The 21627-nt window shown below is 55.3% G+C and carries 16 protein-coding genes; 2 read left to right on the top strand and 14 right to left on the bottom strand.

Annotated elements, in window-relative coordinates; all coding sequences use genetic code 11:
* Nucleotides 1-37 precede the first annotated feature (37 nt).
* The 5 genes from ABD971_RS33340 to ABD971_RS33320 all read right to left on the bottom strand — a co-directional run bounded on the left by ABD971_RS33340 (nt 38) and on the right by ABD971_RS33320 (nt 11214).
* Nucleotides 38-2521, bottom strand: coding sequence for a DUF1549 domain-containing protein (locus tag ABD971_RS33340; RefSeq protein WP_339936237.1), 2484 nt, complete (start codon nt 2519-2521; stop codon nt 38-40).
* A gap of 149 nt (nt 2522-2670) precedes the next feature.
* Nucleotides 2671-5112, bottom strand: a complete 2442-nt coding sequence (locus ABD971_RS33335) for a pre-peptidase C-terminal domain-containing protein (RefSeq protein ID WP_345327971.1) — start codon at nt 5110-5112, stop codon at nt 2671-2673.
* A 151-nt stretch (nt 5113-5263) separates the two neighbouring features.
* Entirely contained in the window at nt 5264-6565 is a 1302-nt protein-coding gene (locus ABD971_RS33330) for a DUF1501 domain-containing protein (RefSeq protein ID WP_339936233.1), read from the bottom strand.
* A 546-nt stretch (nt 6566-7111) separates the two neighbouring features.
* Complete coding sequence (locus ABD971_RS33325) at nt 7112-10096, bottom strand: hybrid sensor histidine kinase/response regulator (RefSeq protein ID WP_345327970.1); 2985 nt, start codon at nt 10094-10096, stop codon at nt 7112-7114.
* Between the two features lie 50 nt (nt 10097-10146).
* Nucleotides 10147-11214 (bottom strand): M42 family metallopeptidase, encoded by a 1068-nt coding sequence (locus ABD971_RS33320; protein ID WP_339936229.1) that lies wholly within the window; start codon nt 11212-11214, stop codon nt 10147-10149.
* 1106 nt (nt 11215-12320) lie between these two features.
* Between ABD971_RS33320 and ABD971_RS33315 the strand changes: the two genes are divergently transcribed.
* Together ABD971_RS33315 and moaC are read left to right on the top strand one after the other, a co-directional pair.
* Entirely contained in the window at nt 12321-12893 is a 573-nt protein-coding gene (locus ABD971_RS33315; protein WP_040770725.1) for a helix-turn-helix domain-containing protein, read from the top strand.
* A 226-nt stretch (nt 12894-13119) separates the two neighbouring features.
* On the top strand, nt 13120-13629 hold the full coding sequence (gene moaC / locus ABD971_RS33310; RefSeq protein ID WP_345327969.1) for a cyclic pyranopterin monophosphate synthase MoaC: 510 nt from the start codon (nt 13120-13122) through the stop codon (nt 13627-13629).
* On the opposite strand, the gene ABD971_RS33305 is transcribed toward moaC, so the two are convergent.
* From ABD971_RS33305 to cobU, 9 genes are read right to left on the bottom strand one after another with little or no spacing between them, the layout of a single operon-like run.
* Nucleotides 13602-14204 carry a histidine phosphatase family protein gene (locus tag ABD971_RS33305; RefSeq protein WP_345327968.1) on the bottom strand — a complete coding sequence of 201 codons (603 nt, stop codon included), beginning with the start codon at nt 14202-14204 and terminating at the stop codon, nt 13602-13604. The genes moaC and ABD971_RS33305 overlap by 28 nt on opposite strands.
* Nucleotides 14197-15021: an adenosylcobinamide-GDP ribazoletransferase gene (locus ABD971_RS33300; RefSeq protein WP_345327967.1), complete on the bottom strand. Its 825-nt coding sequence runs from the start codon at nt 15019-15021 to the stop codon at nt 14197-14199. Before ABD971_RS33300 ends, ABD971_RS33305 begins: the two co-directional genes overlap by 8 nt.
* Nucleotides 15018-16049, bottom strand: coding sequence for a nicotinate-nucleotide--dimethylbenzimidazole phosphoribosyltransferase (cobT, locus tag ABD971_RS33295; RefSeq protein ID WP_345327966.1), 1032 nt, complete (start codon nt 16047-16049; stop codon nt 15018-15020). Before cobT ends, ABD971_RS33300 begins: the two co-directional genes overlap by 4 nt.
* Nucleotides 16046-17194, bottom strand: a complete 1149-nt coding sequence (locus tag ABD971_RS33290; protein ID WP_345327965.1) for a pyridoxal phosphate-dependent aminotransferase — start codon at nt 17192-17194, stop codon at nt 16046-16048. The genes cobT and ABD971_RS33290 overlap by 4 nt, the downstream gene beginning before the upstream one ends.
* A complete protein-coding gene (locus tag ABD971_RS33285; protein WP_345327964.1) occupies nt 17191-18132 on the bottom strand; it encodes a cobalamin biosynthesis protein in 942 nt (313 codons plus the stop codon). Before ABD971_RS33285 ends, ABD971_RS33290 begins: the two co-directional genes overlap by 4 nt.
* Nucleotides 18125-18955 (bottom strand): ABC transporter ATP-binding protein, encoded by an 831-nt coding sequence (locus tag ABD971_RS33280; protein WP_345327963.1) that lies wholly within the window; start codon nt 18953-18955, stop codon nt 18125-18127. The genes ABD971_RS33285 and ABD971_RS33280 overlap by 8 nt, the downstream gene beginning before the upstream one ends.
* Nucleotides 18952-19971, bottom strand: coding sequence for a FecCD family ABC transporter permease (locus tag ABD971_RS33275; protein ID WP_345327962.1), 1020 nt, complete (start codon nt 19969-19971; stop codon nt 18952-18954). The genes ABD971_RS33280 and ABD971_RS33275 overlap by 4 nt, the downstream gene beginning before the upstream one ends.
* Nucleotides 19968-20924 carry an ABC transporter substrate-binding protein gene (locus tag ABD971_RS33270; RefSeq protein WP_345327961.1) on the bottom strand — a complete coding sequence of 319 codons (957 nt, stop codon included), beginning with the start codon at nt 20922-20924 and terminating at the stop codon, nt 19968-19970. Before ABD971_RS33270 ends, ABD971_RS33275 begins: the two co-directional genes overlap by 4 nt.
* Nucleotides 20921-21622 (bottom strand): bifunctional adenosylcobinamide kinase/adenosylcobinamide-phosphate guanylyltransferase, encoded by a 702-nt coding sequence (gene cobU, locus ABD971_RS33265; protein ID WP_345328518.1) that lies wholly within the window; start codon nt 21620-21622, stop codon nt 20921-20923. The genes ABD971_RS33270 and cobU overlap by 4 nt, the downstream gene beginning before the upstream one ends.
* Nucleotides 21623-21627 lie beyond the last annotated feature (5 nt).

Raw genomic sequence — 21627 nt, 5'->3', positions numbered from 1 at the left:
TTTCGAGTGAGAAATCAAAGGCGTTTTTACATTCTAATCAGTGATTAAATGCAAACTCGCGACTGTTCAGAACGGCCCAGAAAACATCCGAAAGTGCAGCCGTGCTGTCCCCTTCGGCTGGAATCGTCGCGAGCAGTTTCTCATGTTCTTCCTTGGTCGGTTTACGAGAGAGCGAGCGGATATAAATTCGCTCAATCACCTGCTCGTTGCTCAGTTTTTCCTCTTTGACCCATTTCTGAATCACTTTGCCCTGCTCGATCTTGTTCGTCACAGAGCTTCCGTTTAGCAGGTGCAGTGCTTGCGAAAGCGATGGCGACGTGGTCGCTTCGCACTCGCAAACGGTCGCTCGCGGCGAGCGTCCAAAGGTGTCCAGGAAGTAAGTCGAGGTTGCACCATCGGCGATTTGCACCGCCGATGCACCCAGTGGCAGCCCGCGATACTTTTCAGGCGCTTCGGTGACTTGGCACAGACAATCGAGCATGCTTTCCGCCGGGATACGTCGCACGACGGCGTACGCATAGTTGCGGTTGTCATGAGCATTGGTCTCGTTCGATTGGCAACTGCGTTGATACGCTTCGCTGTTGCAAATATCGCGAACAAGGGACCGCATGTCGAAATTGTATTCCACCAATTTGTTACCGAGTGTATCAAACAGTTCGGGGTTGCTTGGTGGGTTACTGATACGGATATCGTCGACTTGATCCACCAAACCTACGCCCATGAAATGAGCCCAAATCCGGTTGGCAATCGAGCGAGCAAAGTACGGGTTGTCTTTGCTGGTCAACCAGTTCGCAACCACTTCGCGACGATCTTTGCCTTTGGTGTCAGGCGATTCGCCGCCGAGGAAAGTGGGTGGCACGGGCTTGCCCGTCACGAGGTGATTGACTTCGCCACCAAAACGGTTGTAAACGATCTTTTCGCGATAGTCTTCGGCTTGTTTACGTCCCACTTGCGAGAAGAACGAAGCGAAACCGTAGTAGTCATTCATGGTCCAGCGGTCAAACGGATGGTTATGACACTGGGCACATTGCGTTCGGATGCCCATAAAGACTTGGGCGACATTTTCGGCCGTCTTCAGTGTGTCGCGTTCGATCTCGTAAAAGTTGGTCGCTGGCGAAGTGAACGTACCGCCGGTGCTGGTCAGTAGTTCACGTACCATCTGATCGATGGGGACGTTACGAGCAAATTTGTCAGTCAACCAATTCGCATACAAAAATGCCGATTTGTAGCTGACCGTATTGCTGCTCTTGATCATCAATAACTGCGCAAACTTCATCGCCCAGATCTCGCTGAACTCTTTCCGTTCGAGCAAACGATCGATCAATTCCGCACGCTTGTTGGGAGCGGCGTCAGCGACAAACTGCTGATACTCTTGTTCGGTCGGCAACAACCCCGTGATGTCCAAAGTGACACGCCGCAGGAATTCTTCGTCGCTGCAGCGTCCGCTTGGCAGGATACGAAGCTGTTGCAGTTTTTTGCCGACAAGTTGATCGATGTATTCGCCTTCGATCTTCGGAGCGGTGTACTGCAACTCGGTCGGAAGCGCCAACACTTGGCTGCCGACCGTCTCGGTGACGAAGCGAGCCGTTACGAATGCTTCACCGCGACGTCCGGCGGTAACCACGCCCATCGAATCGATTTCGGCGGTACCCGAGTTGTTGGATGTAAACGCGGCGAGCCGAGTGACGTCACGCGTGCTGCCGTCGCTGTAGGTGGCCACGGCCACAAATCGCTGCTGGGTTCCATCACCTTCGATGACCGCTTGAGGCGGATAGATCGCAAGCGACTCGACAGCCGGTGGCTTGGCATCGGCAGGATCGGCTTTGGCGCCCTTCTGCAACCACTCTAAAATCGTGGCGTAATAGTCCGAATCGGTGTCAAACAGCTTGCCGCCGGTGTGAGGCACGGCACCGATCGATTTTTTTAAGAACAAACTCTCTTCGGGAACCGCAAGGTTAATACGTCGGAAACCAATCTCACGCGTGATGCGAAAGTAGTCTCCATCAGGGTCAAAACCAAACAAACTGACACGGAACCCATCTTTGCCGCGAGCGGCACCATGGCATGATCCGGTGTTACACCCCGAGCGTGTTAGCACGGGCATGATGTCTTTTTCGAAGCTGATTTCAGGTTTGGTTGATGCGCCCGTCACGGTGATCGGCACACGAACCTCGGTGCCCGCGTACGAGCCCACCAACTCGGTTTGGCCATCGGCGACCGGATGCAGCATGAAACCGTCACGACGGACTTTGGATTCGTCGGCGATCGACCACTCCATTCGCTCGCTGGCGTCTTCGGTGATACCGTCGTCGCGTCGCAGCACTGCGACGAACGACTGGAAATCACGAGCCGAACCAAGCTTGATTTCACTCGGGTAGACCGCAATGTTGGGTCGACGCGCCGTGTTGCTGCTCGGAGTCGATGACTCGGGCGCGACCGCGATCGCCGAAACGGCACCGGTCGCGGTGATGACCACGCCGAGAGCGATCCGCTCGAGTAATTTGATGAATGGAAACTTCATGCCGATGTTCCTCGTTGAACAATAAAAGCGATCGTTTAAATCAGGATCGTTTAAATCAGGATCGTTTAAATACGGGATCGATTGAATACGGGGGGGACGATCGACGGAGATAGGACATGCGAAAACGTCCTCCCCGCCGTGACGCGTGCTTACTGGTTCTTCATTTGACGAAGCTGTTCGAGCCGGCTGAGTGGTTTTGGCGCGGCGGGCTTGGCTTCGGCAGGCTTGGGTTTTGCAGCCGGTTTAGCCGGTGCGTCTTTCTTCGGTGGCAACGGTGCATCCACACGAATTTCACCCGTGCCATTGGTTTGCACAATCACTTCGTCACCGACGGTAACACGTGATTTACAGACGAGCGTTTTGTGGTTCCCGGTCTTAGCGTCTTTGGCAACTGTGATTGGGAAGATCACGCTCGTTGAATCTTTGCTGATTTTTTGGACTGCAGCCGAACTGGTCAAACCATTTGGAATTCCGACCAGTTCCACTTCCGCGTCACCAGGAAGATCTCGCAGTACTTCGACTTCGACTGCCACCGTCGCTTCGGTTCCAAGTTCGGCAGCGGAGCGAGGGAACTTGTAGCGGAACAGTTGCGATTGGATCTCCAACATGATGGGGGTCGTCGCGATTTCCGCCGTGCCGTTATCGGTGGGGTAACTTGCGATCATAATCAACGGCCACGTTCCGACAGCGGCACTACCGTTCGCGGTGATCGGAATTTGAACTTCGGTTTGGCCTTTGTCGATTTTGCGGCTATTGTTGACCGCAACCCCAGGCGGATTGTAGAGCGTACGTAGCGAAACCGCCCCGTCGAACCCTTCGCCACGTTTGATGCGGACGACCAATTCCTTGCTACCATCGCGAACGATGGGCGTTTTCGGTTGGACCAACTCGATCTCAAAAGGAGCCGCGTCGGTGACTGCCACCGCGGCACGATCGGTATCATAGCCCCACATCGGACGCCGGTTTTGGCCGAGCACCAATTGGTGAGTTTGCTTTAGTTGGCCCGTCACGGTGGCGTTTTTCTCATCACCTTTACCGCGAATATCAAACAGCGAAGCGGCATGCGTTGCTTCGGGTTTCGCAGTCAACAGCACCGGAATCTCGCCACGCCCGGCGGGCATGGGGAAGGTTTGAGCGACGACGTTTTCAGGAAGCCCATCAAGTTCCATGAAGATTTCGCCGTTGTATCCTCGACGTGTCGCATTGACCATGAATGCGGTTTGGCCGCCGATTGGCACCGAGACCACTTGCGGGTAATAACGACGCAACTCGGCCAAGCTCAAATCAAACTCGCTGACTGCGGGAGTGACTTCGATGCGGTAATGATGGATCGCACTGCCGCCGCGAAGATGATCATAAATCCGAACACTATGTTTTCCGTCGGCCGGAGCAGTAAACTCGACGTACGGATCCATGTTCGTGCCGATGTCATCCGAGGACGACAAAGTCTTTCCATCGGGAGCAAACACGTTCAGCACGGCATCCAAAGGTGAACGAATCACATTGCGAGCGAACACGGTCACACGGAAACGCTGTCCCTTTTTGCATTGAAAACTGAAGCAATCGAAATCGCCCTCTTTTTCAATCACACCACAAAACGCAGCGGGCACAGCGGACTCGGGCGCCTTGGCGCGGTCGTCGTTGGGTTCCTGTTCCATCACCACAGGCAACTCGTTGACTCGCACCCAGTTAGGTGATGGCGAAATGCCTTTTTCGTTTTCGGTGACCACCGCCCATTGATCATGGGGTTCGCTAGGAAGTTGGACCGATGCTTGACTGATTGTGCCATCCAATGAAACCAAGTTCGCTTTTAGCGTGTCGCCTGGAACGCCCCCACCGGGAACGGCGGCAACCGGACGAGGAAACGTCCCGACATGCAGCCGATAACCGGCGTTGCCATTGCCCCCGAACGAACTGTCGCGGACAAGGACGGTGTAGGTACCATCTTCGGTCGCGGTGAACGAACACACACCATCTTGTTGCAACAGAGCCGAATCGTCGCTGGTGGCGACTTCGAAACGTCCTTCGTTCAGAATCGAAACAAAGGGATCGAGAATATTCTGATTGTTCAGCGAATAAGCCAAACGGAGTCCTTCGATCTCGACGTTTAGCGTATCGCCCGCCTTCAACTTGACCTGAAAATGATCAACGTCTTCACGATCGACAACCCCTTCGACCGTCGTGTTCAGCTCGATGGTTTGCGGCTTGCTGAAATCATTGTTCGGTTCCACCTCTTGAACCACAGGCATCGTTCCAACGCCCAACAGTCGCAGGTTGGCAATGCCGCTCTTGGTGATCAAGCGAACGGGGTACAAGCCAGGGGCAAGTTTTTCATCCGCCTTCAGCTTGACTTCGACCTTGGCGTTGTCGATCGGTTTGACTTCAAGAATCGTGATGCCGGGGACATCGGTCAGCACTTGATGTGCATCCTTCAGCCGGGCACCTTGAAACAAGACCGTCGTTTCTTCGCCACGGCGGACGCCGAGGGGTTTCAGACGGGTGACTTCCGGCAGCGTTGCCATTGCGGTAGTGGCAACCAGCGTAGTCAAGCTCAATGCAACAAACGCGGTGGCGAGGGATCGTGAATTCACTTGGGCGTCCAATAGAGGCGAGTTCAAACGATGCAAGGCGGCGAGTCGACGCCGCACTAAAATGATTAACGAAAGGCGTCAGAGCAGAGCGAGGACACAAGGTGCCCTCACTCGAATTCTCCTGACAAAACGGGCAGCAAAATGTGCCGCGTTACGCCAACAATGGCTCGATGATGTTGCCGCCATCGACGATTTCGATCGGGCGATCCCCAGGAGCCATCAATTCTTTGTCGGCAACAATGCCCAGCAAGCGATACATGGTGGTCGCAAGGTCAGCTGGGGAAACCGCATTTTCTTCGGGTTCCGATGCGGTCGAATCCGAGGCACCGTAGATTGTGCCTCCCTTGATTCCCCCACCAGCCAACATCACACTGAACACCTTTGGCCAGTGGTCACGGCCGGCATCTTTGTTGATCTTCGGCGTGCGGCCAAATTCGCTGCTGACCATGACGAGCGTTTCATCGAGCATGCCTCGCTCGGACAAATCGTCCAACAGCGCGGACAACGCCACGTCCAATGCCGGAGTGGATCGTCGCATCCCGCCGGTGATGTCGTTGTGCATATCCCAGCCACCATAGGTCAGGGTCACTAAACGAGATCCGGCCTCGACCAAACGGCGAGCCATCAACATGCGTTGCCCCGCGTCGTTGCGACCGTAGCGATCTCGCATTTTGGCGTCTTCTTTTTCGATATCAAACGCTTCGCGAGCTGCCGGGGTATCGAGCAAATCATACGCTCGTTGATAGAACGTGTTCATCGCTTCGATATTGTCAGCCTGGGTCACCGAGGTGAAGTGGCTGTTGACCACTTCCAGTGCACTTTTGCGACGCGTGAAGCGTGCTTCGTCCACACCGCCAGCAAGATTCAGGTCGCGGACCTTGAAATCGCTGCGATTGGGATCCGAACCGAGCGCGAACGCACCATAGCTGCTTGGCAAATAGCCCGTCCCAGCGAATTCGTTGGGGACGTTGGGGATACATACGTACGGTGGCAAATTATTGCGTGGGCCGTACTCGTGACTGACGACCGAACCGAAGCAAGGATACTGCAGTGCCGGGCTCGGCTTGTAGCCAGTGAACATATTGTGGGTGCCCCGCTCATGGGCCGCCTCGCCGTGGCTCATCGACCGAATCACGCTGAACTTGTCTGCCCGCTTGGCTAATTGCGGGATCGTCTCGCAGAAGACTTCGCCCGTATTAGTTTTGATCGTTTTGAGTTCGCCCCGGTATTCCAGAGGGCTATACGGTTTGGGGTCAAACGATTCCTGTTGTGCCAAACCGCCGGGCAAAAAGATATGGATGACGCTTTTTGCTTTGGCTTCCACAAAATCATATTGTTTTTGTTCCGCCGCCGCCTGACGCATGAGCAATTCGGGTAGCGACAACCCAATCGTGCCGAGGGTTCCGGCGGCGAGAAAGCCACGACGGCTAAAAGGATTTCCGTGACAACGCATGTTTGCAATTCTCCGAATTGAGAAAACGTTCAACGTGATTGGATAGAATTCAAGCGATCGATAATGGAAACGAGAACGCTCGATGGGCACAGTCTCGAGGAATCGATGTGATGGAGTTTTGTTTCATCACGTCAAACTCAAGGTGGGGACAACATCTCCGGGCGTGCGGTGAGTCAAGCTCGCCAGGATTCGATGCGGTGTTTAGGTAGGCCCAGATCCGTAAAGCAACTATTTTTGATAAAAGTCGCGGATGGCTCTGGTGTTTTTTGGGGAGGGTGGCAAGTCTATAGGCTTGTTTTTCAGCGGGATTGTTAGGCAATCACGCGTTTCAGAGGACGATTGTAGCAAAAAAAGGGGCGAAGGTCAATAATATTCGGGGGATCCGGCAGCACCATGAGCCTGGGCCCTCAAACCACACGAGCCTCTCTCGGACGCCAAGCAAGCATTTCGGCTGTGTTCTAATAGGGGGGCGCCCCGAATGTCCAGGTCCCTCGGGGTGACACGCCGGACAGCAGCGGGCTGCACTGGACACTTAGCAAATGAGACCTAAGTTCTTTTAGAACCGGAGGATGTGGCAACAATATGCCGTAAAACCCGGAGCATCGCTGCCGCTTCACCGTTTAGTTTTTTCAGAAGTTTGACAAGATCTTCACGGCGGCCCTCTTTTGCGGACTGCTCGATCTCGCGAGCCGTCCCGTACACCTGGTGGGCGAAGAACAGGTTCGCCGAGCCCTTCAAAGTATGCGCAGCACGTCCGATCTCGGTCAAATCGCCGTCGGGAACCGTTTTGACCAAAATTCCCAGCAGCGTCTCGCATTCGCCGATAAAAACCTCGGCCAACCGTCGTACGCCGCGGCGTCCGCCGGGGATCCGTGACTCCGCAGCCCGCAGATCGACCACGTCCGAATCATCGTACTGCGAATCAAAATCTGCCTGTGATAACCCGTCACCCGTCGTATCGGCCAGCGAACCGCCGGTCGACGAAACGGGGGACTTGTGGTCGGAAACCACTGCGTCGACCACAGTCGACTCGCGATCGGATGTTGACTCGCGGTCGGCAGTCGCTTCGTGGTCGGCAGAGTCACAGCCAGGCTGGTCGGCGAAACGAGCCAGCGTTTCCTGCAGCCGTCGCGGGTGAATCGGCTTGGTCAAAAACGCGTCCATGCCAGCGGACAAGCAGGAATCGGAATCTTCTTGCATTGCGGCGGCCGTCAACGCGATGATCGGGATATGCCGCGGCGGATTGAATTCTTTTTCCTGCTCGCGTATCAGCTTGGTCGCTTCAATGCCATCCATTACCGGCATGTGCATGTCCATCAAGATGACATCGAACGGTTCGCTCTGCCAACATGCAACCGCTTCGCTTCCATCGTTGGCAATTTTGATTTTGTGCCCGCACGCTTTCAGCATCCCAATCGCGACTTGCTGGTTTGCCAACCCATCCTCGGCAACAAGGACTCGCATCGGCGTGGTTGCGTTGACGGGCGTTTGCAGGGGCGGTTCGCAAGGGGGAGCGACTTCAAGTACTTGCACGATTGTGTCCAACAATTCAGATTGGATCACCGGTTTGTTCAAGTAACGCGAGATGTTGAGTTCGTCGAGTTCGTCCGAGCGATCCGGCAGATTTGCGGAAGACAACATGATCAGCCGAGCGGCGTCGCCGGGAAACTGTTCGCGAAGCAGTCGGGCCAACTGGAAACCATCCATCTCGGGCATCATGCAATCGAGCACGATTAACTGAAACGGCTGCTCTCGAAGATTGGCTTCACGAACTCGCAGCAAGGCATTCTTGCCACCATCCACCAGTGTCGGCTTGAACCCCCAAACTGAAAAAATCTCTTCTAGAATGCGACGGTTCACCGGGTTATCGTCGACGACCAACACCCGCGTTCCCGCAAGTTGTCGCAGATGATTGTCAGGAGATGTTTGCACGGCAGCAATCGGAAACGGCGCCGCGAACCAGAACGTAGTGCCTTTGCCGACTTCGCTTTCGACTTCCAATTTCCCTTTCATCAAATCGATCAACTGCCTTGAAATGGCGAGCCCGAGCCCGGTCCCTCCAAAACGACGTGTGGTTGACGAGTCGGCTTGAGTGAACGCCTCGAGCACGGATTGGATCTTGTCCTCGGGGATTCCAATGCCCGTATCGGAAATTTGAAAGCGAAGCCAAAGCGTATTGTCCGCCAATTCGGCCTCGTCATTTACCTGCCCACCTACCTGCCCGGGCGTCGACTCGGGTGTCGACCCGGTGCAAGGAGCCTCGGTCGTGTTGACGTCGACAAAGATGTGTCCCGTCTCAGTAAACTTGATCGCATTGCCGATCAAATTCACCAACACTTGCCGCAACCGACCGGGGTCACCCATCAAACGGCTGGGCACGTCGGGGGCGATGCGGCAGAGCAACTCGAGGTTCTTTTCGGATGCTTTCAACGACAGCGTCTGCCCCGCTTTTTCAATCACATCACGCGTGGCAAAGGGGATCGACTCGAGTTCAAGTTTATTGGCTTCGATCTTGGAAAAGTCGAGAATCTCGTTCAACAGTCGCAGTAACGAGTCGGCAGAATCACGAACGAGCGTGTTGTAATCACGCTGTTCGGGCGTCAGATCGGATTGGGCCAACAGCTCGGACATACCGATGATCGCATTCATCGGAGTGCGGATCTCGTGGCTCATATTGGCCAAAAAGTTACTCTTGGCTTCATTCGCTTTGGTGGCAACGTCACGTGCTTCGCGGAGCTCTTGTTGCGATTTAGTCAGCTCGGTGACATCGCGACTGATACCAAACGTGCCGATGATTTTCCCGGACTCGTCACGGAACGGCATTTTGGTCGACATGCACCAAGTGTCTTCGCGATCGGCCCACGTCTCACGTTCGAGACGGTCCACGAGCGCTTCACCACTTTGCATCACTCGCAGTTCATCTTTGCGAGCCAGCTGTGCATGTTCGGAAGTAAAAATATCCGAGTCGTCTTTGCCGACGACATCACTTGCATTTTCCATCGCGAATTTCTTCGCCATCGCTCGACTAATTCTTAGAAAGCGACTTTCGGTATCTTTGAAATAGATCGAGTCGGGGATGTTGTCCAGCAGCGTCTTCAGCAAACTCTGCTCGTGCCGCAGTTCTTCTTCGGCTTTGATCCGCTCGGTCACATCCCAAAACATGACCTGAATGCCGATCACTTTCTGCTGGCTGTCCTTGATCGGACACTTCATCCTCTCGATCCAACGAGGGCTGCCATCGATGGCGATCGTTTCTTCGATGTTGTGCAGCGCCTCGCCACTTCGCATCACCACTTGGTCGTCCGCGACGTAACAGGCGGCAAGATGGACTGGAAACAGGTCGAAGTCGTCTTTGTTGAGGATCTCGTCGAGTGATTGACCTCGCACTTCCAGATACTTTTTATTGGCAAACAGCCGCCGACCTTCGGTGTCTTTGATCAGCAAGCTGACCGGCAGCGCATCGGCGAGCGCCTGGTAGGTCGAGCGTGCATCTGCAAACACGCGTTCAAGGTATCCACTGTCCTGAGCCATAAACCGCCATTCACTCCCATCGATGCTCGAATCACTCTCAAGCAACCTTTCTATGATGGAATAAAATCATCATCCAATGTTAAGGATTGTGCGAACTTTGCTAACAATTCAGCGACATGGTCGATATCCGACAACGAGACGACCTCGACTGCCGAGTGCATATAACGATTCGGGATCGAGACGAGACCGGTCGCCACCCCTCCGCCGTGGGTCTGCAATACATTTGCATCATTGGGCGTGGCGCGGCCGATGGCGGCGAGCTGGTAAGGAATTGAGTTTTTTTCCGCCAATTCGATCAATCGTTGTGCCACCTTGGCATTGATGTTCGGCCCACGGAAAATAACTGGACCTCTACCAAGACGAATGTCGCCTTGTTGTTGCTTTTCGATGGTGGGGCAATCCGATGCGTGTGTCACGTCGACAGCGATGGCGACATCAGGATTGATACTGCCGGCCGCCGTTTTTGCGCCACGCAATCCAATCTCTTCCTGGACGGTCGAGACACTGTGCAGGTGACAGCGAAGCGAGCCGACCGACGTCGATGCCCGCCGAAGTGCTTCCATCACGGTCCACATGCCGGTTTTGTTGTCCATTCCCGGACCGCTGACCAAATCCCCCAGCAGGGGTCGGTAGGTGAGGTCCAATGTCACCGGGTCGCCGATGCGAACCAATTGCCTCGCTTCGGTTTCGTCTTTGGCACCGATATCGAGCCACATTTCTTTGAGCTGAACCACTTGCTTTCGTTCTTGATCATTCAGCAAGTGAATCGGCTTGCGGCTGATCACCGCAGCGACGGGACCTTGGGCGGTCCAAATCGTCATCGCTTGACCGATCAATTGCTGAGGATCCCAGCCGCCAATTGTTTGGGCGTAGAGGAACCCCAATTCATCGATATGCGAAATCAGCATCCCAATTTGGTCGCAGTGACCGGCATACATCAGCTTTGGGCCCGACAAATCCCCCACGCTGGCAACCAGGTTTCCGTGCACATCCGAGCGGACGTTGTCGGCAAAGGGAGTGATGTAGTCGCGAATCAGCGACTGGATCGGCTCTTCAAACCCCGAAGGACTGGGGGTCTCGATCGCGGAACGAAAGAACGAGCGAGCTGCGTCTTGCATCAAAAATATCCTAGAGACGTCGGTGACATGCTATCAACTTAGCCGAAGCGATTCCGAGCGGACGAGGGTTGGGTCGTGACTGAAATCGAATTCGTGGGCAAAGTTTAGCGGAACCGCAATGGGAGCGGGTAGACTAGAGTAAAAGAGGAACACAGAAGCGGCTCTTGCGAACTTGATGTCGCAACGAAAACTTGAGGGAAGTTCGCCACGAAACCGCGATTTCTCGAATCTTTTGCCCCGTTTTGGCAACGCCAAAGGAACAGTGCGGTCGTGCAATTCAGAAAAGTCGATTGAGCCCCAAAATTTTTTTATGGTTAAATCGAGCTGCTTTGCCAATCGTTTGGCACGCCATCCGTGCGTCGAAAGAGTGAGAAACGCGAGAGTTTTTGCAGAACATCCCTTGTGGACGTTGCTGTCGTCAAAACGCTCTTGACAGGCGAAACCGTTGATACTGCTTTTTCGAGATCAAACGCACTAAAGAGTTGACCCTGTTTTACTCGACATTAACTCTCGGATCGAGGTGTCTTTTCTTGACGCGTCGAACGTTGCGAGGTTTTTGATTCGTCAGAGCATCGCAGCGATTCTTCGTGAAGGGCAACCAAGACATTAGCCTCGATCTGCCCAGGGGGGAATCTGGGAAACGCGATCACCAAGACTTTGCTGCACAGGCAACTTAGTTTGGGTATCCGCGAGTACGAACGACCAACATGGCATTGGGTTGCAACCCACAACGAACAAGCATCAGTGTTACTTCGGCACGGATGGTGAATGCGTTGGGGATGCTCTCCGATCGATGACGGTTTGTCACGACGACTCGCAGCTTCTATCCCCTGAAAAACGATCTCATGTGAATGGGTTCGCCTAATTTTTAATAAACAAACCGCGAGGAATCCCGCTCGGTAAGCGTCGCAGGATGCGAGCCGGCTGGCCCGACCCAGCGTTAATCATGACTGTAACTTTGCGTTCGTAACCCACTACGAAAACAAAACGACCGACTCAGGACCGGTTGTACAGGAAGTGAAGGACGAATAAGGCCGCTAGATCAATGGTTACCGACGCACCATTGGTCGAGGGAAAATTAAACGAGGCGTTATGGAGTACCTAGTATGAAGGTCTTCACAACTGGACAGGTCGCCAAGATCTGTAAAGTAGCACCCCGAACTGTATCAAAATGGTTCGATTCGGGACGATTAAAAGGTTATCGCATTCCAGGATCTCAGGACCGACGCATTCCGCGTGAGTACCTGATCAAGTTCTTGAAGGAACACGGTATGCCCCTGGGCGACTTGGAAGACGAAGCGATGGCGAAATGCCTGATCGTCGCCCAAGACCAGGTGCTGATCGAGAACCTCAAGCGTGAACTTCCACCCGAAAAAGCATTCAAAGTGGCTGTGGCCGCGAGCGGTTTCGAAGCGGGAATTCAAGCGGAAAGCTTCAATCCAGACTGTATCATTGTCGACTTCTCGATCGGTAAGATCGAGGCGGTTCAGATTTGCCAAAATCTGCGCAAGAACATCGACTTCACCGATATCGTGCTGATTGCATTGCTTCCCGACGATGGGCAACCGATGAGCTTCGACCGAAGCAGCATCAATGAGACGTTCAAAAAGCCATTCGACGCGCACCTGCTCGCCGAACGCTTGCGAACTCTCGTCGGAAGCAAGAAAGAATTAGTCTAGTCAGCAAACCAAGGCGGCTGAAGCAAGTCGGTTCGCCGCTGATAGATGATCCTGAATGCCTCGATCAAAGACGTCGCACACCATCCCGAGGTGTGCGACGTTTTTTTATTTCCCAACCGAAAAATCGCGACGCGTTCCCGATAAAATGGATCCCTGCAGAATCGGTTTCAATGCAGAATCGGTTTTAATAGGAAATCAGCTACCTCCTCGCCATTCGGATTCACCCTTGTCTCATTTTGATGCCTCGGGCAACGCCCACATGGTCGACGTGTCGGCCAAACCGGTCACCGTACGTGAAGCGATCGCGTCGGCTGAAATCGTGATGGCCCCGGCGACCGCCGAGGTGATCCGAGGATCCAAAGCCGCCAAAGGCGACGTGTTGGCAGTGGCCCGCTTGGCCGCAATCCAAGCAACCAAGTTAACCTCGCAACTGATCCCGCTGTGCCATGCGATCCCGATCGAATCGGTCAGCGTCGATTTCAACTGGAAAACCGATCACGAGTCCGACGATGACACCGGAGAGCTTCAGGCGACATTGGTCTGCCATGTCACCGTGCGAACATCCGCGAAAACCGGGGTCGAAATGGAAGCGATGACGGCGGCATCGATCGCAGCGCTGACGGTCTATGACATGGTCAAATCGATCGACCGCGGGATCGAAATCGGGCCCGTCGTCTTGGAGGCCAAATCCGGCGGCAAGTCCGGCGATTACCGGCGTCCATCACGGCTGACGTGAACCTGGCCGTCGCATCGATCCCACCGCAACCGAATCGCTTCGAGCGGTTTCATCATCCACGGTTCCCACTGCGAAGCATGTAGATTCAAGCAGTGACCCGCCAATGCCGCCATCGGTCCACTGTGGCTGATCGCGATCACCGTTCCCTCGGATGTCGATTTGATGACCGAGGCGAACCACTCTGCGATTCGTGATTGCATCACACTCGTTGACTCACCGCGAGGCGGACGATAGGTCTCGGGTTGATGAATCAGACGATGGAAATCAGGATCGGCGGCGTAGACCTCGTCCCAGCTTTTCCCCTGCCAATCGCCGTAGTCGCGCTCACAAAGCCGAGCGTCGGCGACGAGATTCAGCGAGGGGAAATGTCCCGCGATCATTCGTGCAAGCAACTCAGTTCGCCGCACGCCGCTGTGGTAAACACAGATCGGTTGTGGACGATGTTTCCAACGATCGGCAAGCCTTTGCGATTGCAGCAATCCAGCCTCGCTAAGCGGCACATCGCTCGCGCCGTAACATATCGACTTCCAACGAGCCTCGACTTCGGCGTGTCGAATCATGATCAGCTCAGCCATGTCGGATGCTCCACGTCGACCCCATCAAGATGACAAGCTGAACCAGAAACGCACTGCACCCCAATAAATCACCGGTGGTGCCTTGAACGCGCGAGAGAATTTTGTGTCGAAACCACAGCAACATGATGAACGCAGCGAGGGTCGATCCGCACGCGGTCATCGGCGACAACCAAAACCATCCCACCCAAAGCGGCATCGTCATCAATGTCGACACGATCAGGGTCCGTGTTGTTTGCATTCCCGATATGTCCTTGGCTTGCGATTGCCGACTCGTGATGGGTGGCGTCGAAATCATCATGCCGATGATCGCAATGCGAGCGAGCGTTGACGCCGCCACGATGCTGGCCATCGCCCACATCCAACCGGCGGACAACAGTGTTGCAGTTGCGGCTACCCGCACCCCCACCCCCACGACCAAACCGAGCGTCCCGTAGGTGCCCAGCCGACTGTCTTTCATGATTTCGAGCACTTGTTCGCGGGTCCATCCGCCGCCCAATGCGTCACAAGTGTCGGCGAGTGCGTCTTCGTGAAACGCCCCCGTCAACAACGCCTCCATCCCGATCGCCAGGAAACCGCAAACCAGCGGTGAAAATCCAATCGACGTCGTCAATGCTACGGCCGCGGTGGCGAGCCCGATCAACCCGCCAACCAATGGAAAAAACAAGACCGATCGGCGGAGTGAATGCGTGTAGGATTCGGGCGTTGCATCACCATCATGAGGAATCGGAATGCGAGTCAGGAACTGAACCGCGGTGCAGAAGTCCCGCCACCACGACGTGGCATCATCGTCGGCGATTGTCGTTTCGAGATTGCTCATGGTTTTTCCAAATCATCCAAGGTTGCCATGTCATTGATCATTGCTGCGGCCAAATCGATCAGCGGCAGTGCCGTCAAAGCACCGGTGGCTTCGCCGAGTCGGAAATTCAGATCCAGTAGCGGCGACAAACCCAAATGCGATAGCGCCGCCCGATGTCCCGGTTCCGCAGAACAATGCCCCGCGATCATCCGCTGCACGCTGCCTTGGCATATCGATTCCGCCAGAATCGCCGCCGCCGTCGCGATAAAACCATCCAGCACAATGGTCAAACCAAGCTCGGCGGCACGTGCGTAGAACCCCGCCAACGCGACGATCTCCAATCCGCCAACTTGGCATCCCACTTGTTTTGCATCCGTGCCACCGAGTGAGCGAACTCGATCGATCGCGTCGCAGACCACGCCGCGTTTGCGAACCAAACCCTCATCGTCAATCCCCGCCCCACGCCCGACGACTTGGGATGCATCTACATCGGCAAGCAAACCGATCATGCAACTGGCCGAGGTGGTATTGCCGATTCCCATTTCGCCGCCGACGACCAAATGACATCCGTCGCTCGCGGCCGCTTCGGCTCGTTTTCCACCGACCTGCCAGACGTAATCGAATTCGTCCTCGCTCATTGCCGGTTCGCATCGCAGATTACCAGTTCCTCGTCGCTTCGCGGCATTGAAAAACCGGACGCTTGACGACACGGACTCAACAGGATGCAACAAACCGACATCCGCGACTTCGTAACCGCACTGTAGCGCACGGGCGAAAACACCGCTGGCGGTTCGTTGTTGTTGCATCAAGCGGACGACCGATGCGGTCACTTCACTGGGCCACGCGGTTACCCCTTCCCGCGTGACTCCATGATCGGCGGCGAAGACAACCGTGCGTCGCGGGGTCGTTTTCGGCGTCAACGTTTGCTGAGTCGTACACAATCGATGCGCAAGCGATTCGAGATCCCCCAAACTGCCTGGCGGTTTGCACAGTCGATTCAGACGATCACGAACCAAATCGTTGCAATCGTGGATGACAGCGTCGGTCATTGGATCCTCGGATCACGCAAAGAGGGTGGTGTTAAATTTGGGGATGGCGAATTCGAAAGCAGTCGTGTCAGCGCCGCAACCAATCGGCGGTTGTGTGACGGGGCAAGTACCGCGATTCGCAGAAAATTGTCCAGTCCAAAGGAATGGCAATCACGGACCACCATGCCTTGGGCGATCAATTGCTTCCGTATTTCTGACGCATCGTTCACGGGCAGCAAAAAGAATCCTGTGTCACTCGCCAGCGGAGTCAGCGAGCGTGCGGTCAACTTGCAAAGAAAATCCTGTTTCGCATCCTGCAAGCGTGCCATCGCTTCGTTGTAGTAGGCCACGTCTTGGATCGCGGCAACGCCAGCGGCTTGAGCAATGCTGTTGACCGACCATGGGATGCGGCGACCACGAAGCGTGCGGTGCAGGTTTTCCGGAAGTTTGGCGAACCCTAGTCGCAATCCGGCGATGCAATAGGCTTTGGTCATCGAACGCAGCACCACCAAATTCTCATGCTCGGTGTCGAGCAGTGATTCGGTGTTCTCTGCAAATTCGATGTAGGACTCATCGACTACAAAGACCACGTGCGGATGACGTTGAATTAAATCGACGAGATCCGATTTTGCGACACTCTGGCCGGTAGGGTTATTCGGATTGCATATCCAAACCACTTTGAGCGATGTTTGCGAAGAGACAGCGTGATCGATGACGTCGACATCCACGGCAAAGCCATCGTTTGCCTCGGCAGTAACGAAACGCACCGTCCCACCGGCGATACGCGTTGCCCGCTGGTACTCGGTGAACGTGGGTCCGACAATCAGCGTGTGCCGATGGGAATCCACGAACGCCGATGCCACCAAGTGAATCAATTCACTACATCCGTTGCCCACCAACAACGTTTCGCGATCAACGCCATACCGCTTGGCAATCGCATCACGAAGCTGATTGCAATCGCGATCGGGATAACGGTCAAGCGACACCGATTCCACCGCTCGGCGAACACTCGGGGCAGGCCCAAATGGCAATAGATTGCTGCTGAAATCAAGCATCGTGTCGATAGCAACGCCGTAGCGTGCTAATTCACTTGGGTCCAAGCCACCATGAACCGCTTCGGTGTGATGACTGCGGTCCGACATGCATTCAGAGCTGACTCGTTTCATAACGTTCTCCACATCAACAACCCCGCGACGCTCAAGACAACGGCGGCGATGGCGGTTGTCCACAACATCGCGATTGATTGTTGGAGCGACTGGATGCCGGGCAGCGGTTGTCCCTCACCAAGGCGATAGTGGTCTTGTTTTTCCAACACGATCCCCAAAACGCCAGCCGCCGCACTCATCGGGTGCCCCGCGTTTGGGCTTGCCGTCAACGAATGGTCTCGCCACCAAATCGCAATCGCAGGATTGGTCCGGCGCACATAGGCGCCATAGATCATCAGCATCACGAGAGCCGTTAATCGTGACGGAATCAAATTCAGAAGATCATCGATTTTTGCCGCGGGTTTGCCAAACCACTCGAGTTCGTGAGTGCGATAACCAAGCATCGCATCGGCCGTGTTGACGAATCGATACAGCAGTGCTCCGGGAAGTCCGGCGACAACAAAATAGAAAAGCGGAGCGATGAACGAGTCGCTTGTATTCTCGGCGACCGATTCAATCGTCGCGGCAGATAACTGAGACGCATCGAGCGTCGTCACATCGCGGCTGACCAGATGATAAGCAACTTGGTGGCGTGCTGTGTTTAGATCTTCGTTTGACAACGCCTCTGCAACGGATCCCGCGGCGCCCGCGAGTGAGCGAACGCTAAATGTACTCTTCAACACCGCCGCTTGAACGAGGAGGGCAAACCAGTGCGGGAATTGCCGGCAAGCGATCTGAATCAAGACTCCCACCGTGGCGACGATGACGGCCCCACAGGCGAACACTGCACATCCCTGCAGAAAACGGATTGAATTTTTCGTCGCGCGGCTTCGTTTACGTCCCCAACCAACAAAGCGTCCCATCCATGCGACGGGGTGCAGCGAATTGGGTGGGTCGCCCAGTACGCCATCGAGAACCACGGCGATTAGTAGCACGCAGACAGCGGTCACTTCACTCACGGGGCACTCCTTTGCCGTGGCGCTGCTGAGTTTCACTCGTACACGATTCACCCAGTGGAACGACAAAGGGGGTGCCATGAACGGGATGTTCGATCACCACCACCGAAACGCCAAAGGCCTGCTCGATAAGGTGCGGCTGCAAAACTTCTTGCGGCGAACCGAGCGCCAAAATGGAACGCTGCGACAGCAGTGCCAAACGGTCGCCGAACAGCGCCGCATGGTTCAGGTCATGCAATGTCACCACGACGATTAGCCCCCGTTGCTTGGCCATCTGACGCACGCGATCGAGAACATCAAATTGAAATTTCAGATCAAGCCCTGCGGTGGGTTCATCCAGCAAAACAATTGGGGACGCTTGAGCCAATGCCCTCGCCAAAATCATTCGCCTCCATTCACCGCCGGACAATTCCGTAATCACACGATCTCGCAGGTCCGTCAACCCTGCGGCCTCGAGCGATTGATCCACGATATCGGAATCATCGCGGGTCAAAGGCATCCACCAACCGCGATGCGGTGTCCGGCCGAGTCGAACGACATCGATCACTCGCAGCGGCGTTCCTCGGTTCTCTTGCTGAGGCATGAACGCGATCGATTGAGCCAGCGATCGTCGCGACATCGTTTGGATATCGCGGCCGTCGACACCAACGACGCCATTCACCGGATTCAATTGGCGACTGAGCGATTGCAACAATGTCGTCTTGCCCGCTCCGTTGGCTCCCAGCAGCACCAAGATTTCGCCCGCGCAAAACTCCAACGAGATCGAATCGAGAATCAAACGATCGGCGTACGAAAAAGTCAGCCCTTGGGCGTAGAAACGCGTCATGATGCCAAGCCTCCTACTTTTGCACGCGTTTTCAGTAAAAACAGAAAGAAAGGGCAGCCGAGAATCGCGGTGACGATCCCCACCGGCAACTCGGCAGGAGCCACAATCGTGCGTGCCAATCCGTCGGCAATCAATAACAAGGTGGCTCCCACCACTGCACTCATGGGAATCAAAAAGCGATGTCGCGGACCCACTAGAGCCCGGGCAATGTGCGGAGCGATCAAGCCGATGAATCCGATGATGCCAGCGGCGGCGACGGCGGCGGCCGTTGCCAAACTGGATCCCGTGACCATCAAAATGCGAAAGCGAACTAAGTCCAAGCCTAACGATTGAGAGGCAACATCCCCGAGCGAGAACGCATCGAGTGCTCGCGACAAACTGAACAGAATGCTGAATCCCGCAAACGATGCGATGGCAGTCGCGAGCACAACGTTCCAATCATTGTCGGCCAAACTGCCCATCAACCACGCCAGGATCACGACCACCTTTTCCTCATGCAAATACATCATCAGTGAAACCAGGGCGTTGATCATGCTGCTAAGTGCCACTCCGGCCAACAGCAGCGAAAGGGAAGAACCGTCGCGACCGACCGATCCAATCGCAAAGACGACGATCACCGCGAGAATCGATCCCAACAGGGCTGCGAGTGCGGTGCCGCCGAGTCCCATAAAACTGAGCTGAAACCCCGTGACCAACGCTAACGTCACGCCCAACGCGGCGCCGCTAGAGGCACCAATCACGTACGGGTCGGCCAACGGATTGCGGAACAAGGCTTGAAAACCGACGCCCGATATCCCAAGCGATCCGCCCACAAAACAAGCGGTCACGATGCGTGGCAAGCGGAGCTCCCACAAGATCGCCTGTTCGCTCGATGTTAAACTGACGCCATCGCCGCCGATCAACCACTGCACGACGCTGGTTAGCCGAATGGGGATCGGTCCAACGACCAGACTGACCAACGCCAGCACGAACAACAGCACGCCGGACGCGACAAGGACAAAAATACAGCGGTTCAAAGATTGGATCCCTTCATCATTACCATTTGATCGGGATAAACCGCGGTGATCATTTGTTCGAGTGCATCGATCAGTCGTGGCCCGCAGCGTGAAACTTGATCGCCATCAATCAAGAAAACTTGTTGCTCGCGAATCGCAGTAATTTCGCTCCAGCCTTGGCGTGAGAGCAATTGCTGAACACTGACTTGGTCTGCGTGGGTCGAGGGCGCCAAAATCACCTCGGGATTTCGATGCACCACCACCTCACCGCTGACTTTGGGGTAGCGAACCGATGTGTCGGCAAAAATGTTTTGCATACCGCCAAGTGTCAGCAATTCGCCGATGAACGAATTCGGCCCCGCCGTCATCAGCGGATCGTCCCAAACTTCATAAAAAACGCTACGACGCTCACGCGGCGCTATCTGCTCGACCAACGAGGTCAAGTGATCGAGTCGCATCGTCATCGAATCCACTAATGCGTCGGCTTCGGATTCTCTGCCGAGAACCTTTCCTAACAAGCGAGCTTCCTGAAACAGGGCTTGAAGGTTTTCTGGACCGATCGCAATCACGGAAATGCCGAGTCGCGTCAGCGGATCGACCAGCGGTTGATGCGTGTCCCATTTGCAAAGCACGAGGTCCGGTTGCAAGCTGAGAATGGTTTCACGACTGATGCTTTCCAAAGTGCCCGCTCCCACGCGAGGCACCTCGGCGGCGGCATCGGGGTAATTGCAATGTTTTGTTGCCCCGACAACTTGGGGACCGGCACCGATGGCAAACAATAACTCCGTCGTCGATGGGGATAGCGAGACGATCCGTCGTGGTATCGCTTCGAATCGCAGTTCACGATCCAAGCGATCCACGACCACGACGCTCGCGGCCGTGGGAGGCGTGGGAGGCGTGGGCGTCTGTGGAAAGTGGTCGTGGCAACCGAGGACAGCCACCAACAAGCTGAGGACAATCATGTTCTGAGTCATAGAATCTCCTTGGTTCTTGTCGCCTGTAAATAGCTCGACGCTTGCTGCACCGTGGTCGCAATCGCGGATACCTCGACGGGCAACCCCGCCACCATCAAGTAGGTCGCGGTGGCGTGGGCTGCAAGCGTTTGGTTGGCTCGTCCTAACAAGTCTCGGAACTGTCGACCGAGCGAGTGCTCCGGCACGATCCCCATGCCAACTTCGCCGGAGACAACGATCAGATGCACGCAGTGCCGTTCTGCGAATTGAATCAGATCATCCACTTCGGTATCCAAACGACTTTCGATCGACGCGTCCGTTGCTGCGATGTCGGTATCGCGTGGGTCCCGATTTCCCTTGTTCATGGCATTGTGCAGAGGATCGTTCAGAGGATCGTGCACGGGATCGTCGCTCAGCATCACATTGCTGGTTAAAAGCGTCAGACAATCCACCAGCACCACCGCGGGCAGCGATGGCATCGCGGCCAACGTTTTGCCGATACCGCGAGTCTGTTCGAGTGTCTGCCACGTCGCAGGGCGTGACCGGCGGTGCAGCTCGATCCTCCGTGACATCTCTTGGTCGCCCACTTCGGCGGTGGCCACAAACAGCACGTCGTCATCGCCCAGCTCGAGCGCCAAGGAGTGTGCAAATTGGCTCTTGCCACTTCGCACACCGCCCAGGATCAAGGTCAGCGTCCCTTTGCGTTGGGGGTGAAGCATATTGC

This window comes from Novipirellula rosea (assembly GCF_039541335.1).
In the GTDB taxonomy this organism is placed as follows: domain Bacteria; phylum Planctomycetota; class Planctomycetia; order Pirellulales; family Pirellulaceae; genus Novipirellula; species Novipirellula rosea.
This window is presented reverse-complemented; position numbering and strand designations above follow the sequence as displayed.

Coding starts and splice junctions, on each gene's coding strand:
- ABD971_RS33340 (WP_339936237.1), bottom strand. CDS start 2,521: ATGAAGTTTCCATTCATCAAATTACTCGAGCGGATCGCTCTCGGCGTG.
- ABD971_RS33330 (WP_339936233.1), bottom strand. CDS start 6,565: ATGCGTTGTCACGGAAATCCTTTTAGCCGTCGTGGCTTTCTCGCCGCC.
- ABD971_RS33325 (WP_345327970.1), bottom strand. CDS start 10,096: ATGGCTCAGGACAGTGGATACCTTGAACGCGTGTTTGCAGATGCACGC.
- ABD971_RS33320 (WP_339936229.1), bottom strand. CDS start 11,214: ATGCAAGACGCAGCTCGCTCGTTCTTTCGTTCCGCGATCGAGACCCCC.
- ABD971_RS33315 (WP_040770725.1), top strand. CDS start 12,321: ATGAAGGTCTTCACAACTGGACAGGTCGCCAAGATCTGTAAAGTAGCA.
- ABD971_RS33305 (WP_345327968.1), bottom strand. CDS start 14,204: ATGGCTGAGCTGATCATGATTCGACACGCCGAAGTCGAGGCTCGTTGG.
- ABD971_RS33300 (WP_345327967.1), bottom strand. CDS start 15,021: ATGAGCAATCTCGAAACGACAATCGCCGACGATGATGCCACGTCGTGG.
- cobT (WP_345327966.1), bottom strand. CDS start 16,049: ATGACCGACGCTGTCATCCACGATTGCAACGATTTGGTTCGTGATCGT.
- ABD971_RS33290 (WP_345327965.1), bottom strand. CDS start 17,194: ATGAAACGAGTCAGCTCTGAATGCATGTCGGACCGCAGTCATCACACC.
- ABD971_RS33280 (WP_345327963.1), bottom strand. CDS start 18,955: ATGACGCGTTTCTACGCCCAAGGGCTGACTTTTTCGTACGCCGATCGT.
- ABD971_RS33270 (WP_345327961.1), bottom strand. CDS start 20,924: ATGACTCAGAACATGATTGTCCTCAGCTTGTTGGTGGCTGTCCTCGGT.
- cobU (WP_345328518.1), bottom strand. CDS start 21,622: ATGCTTCACCCCCAACGCAAAGGGACGCTGACCTTGATCCTGGGCGGT.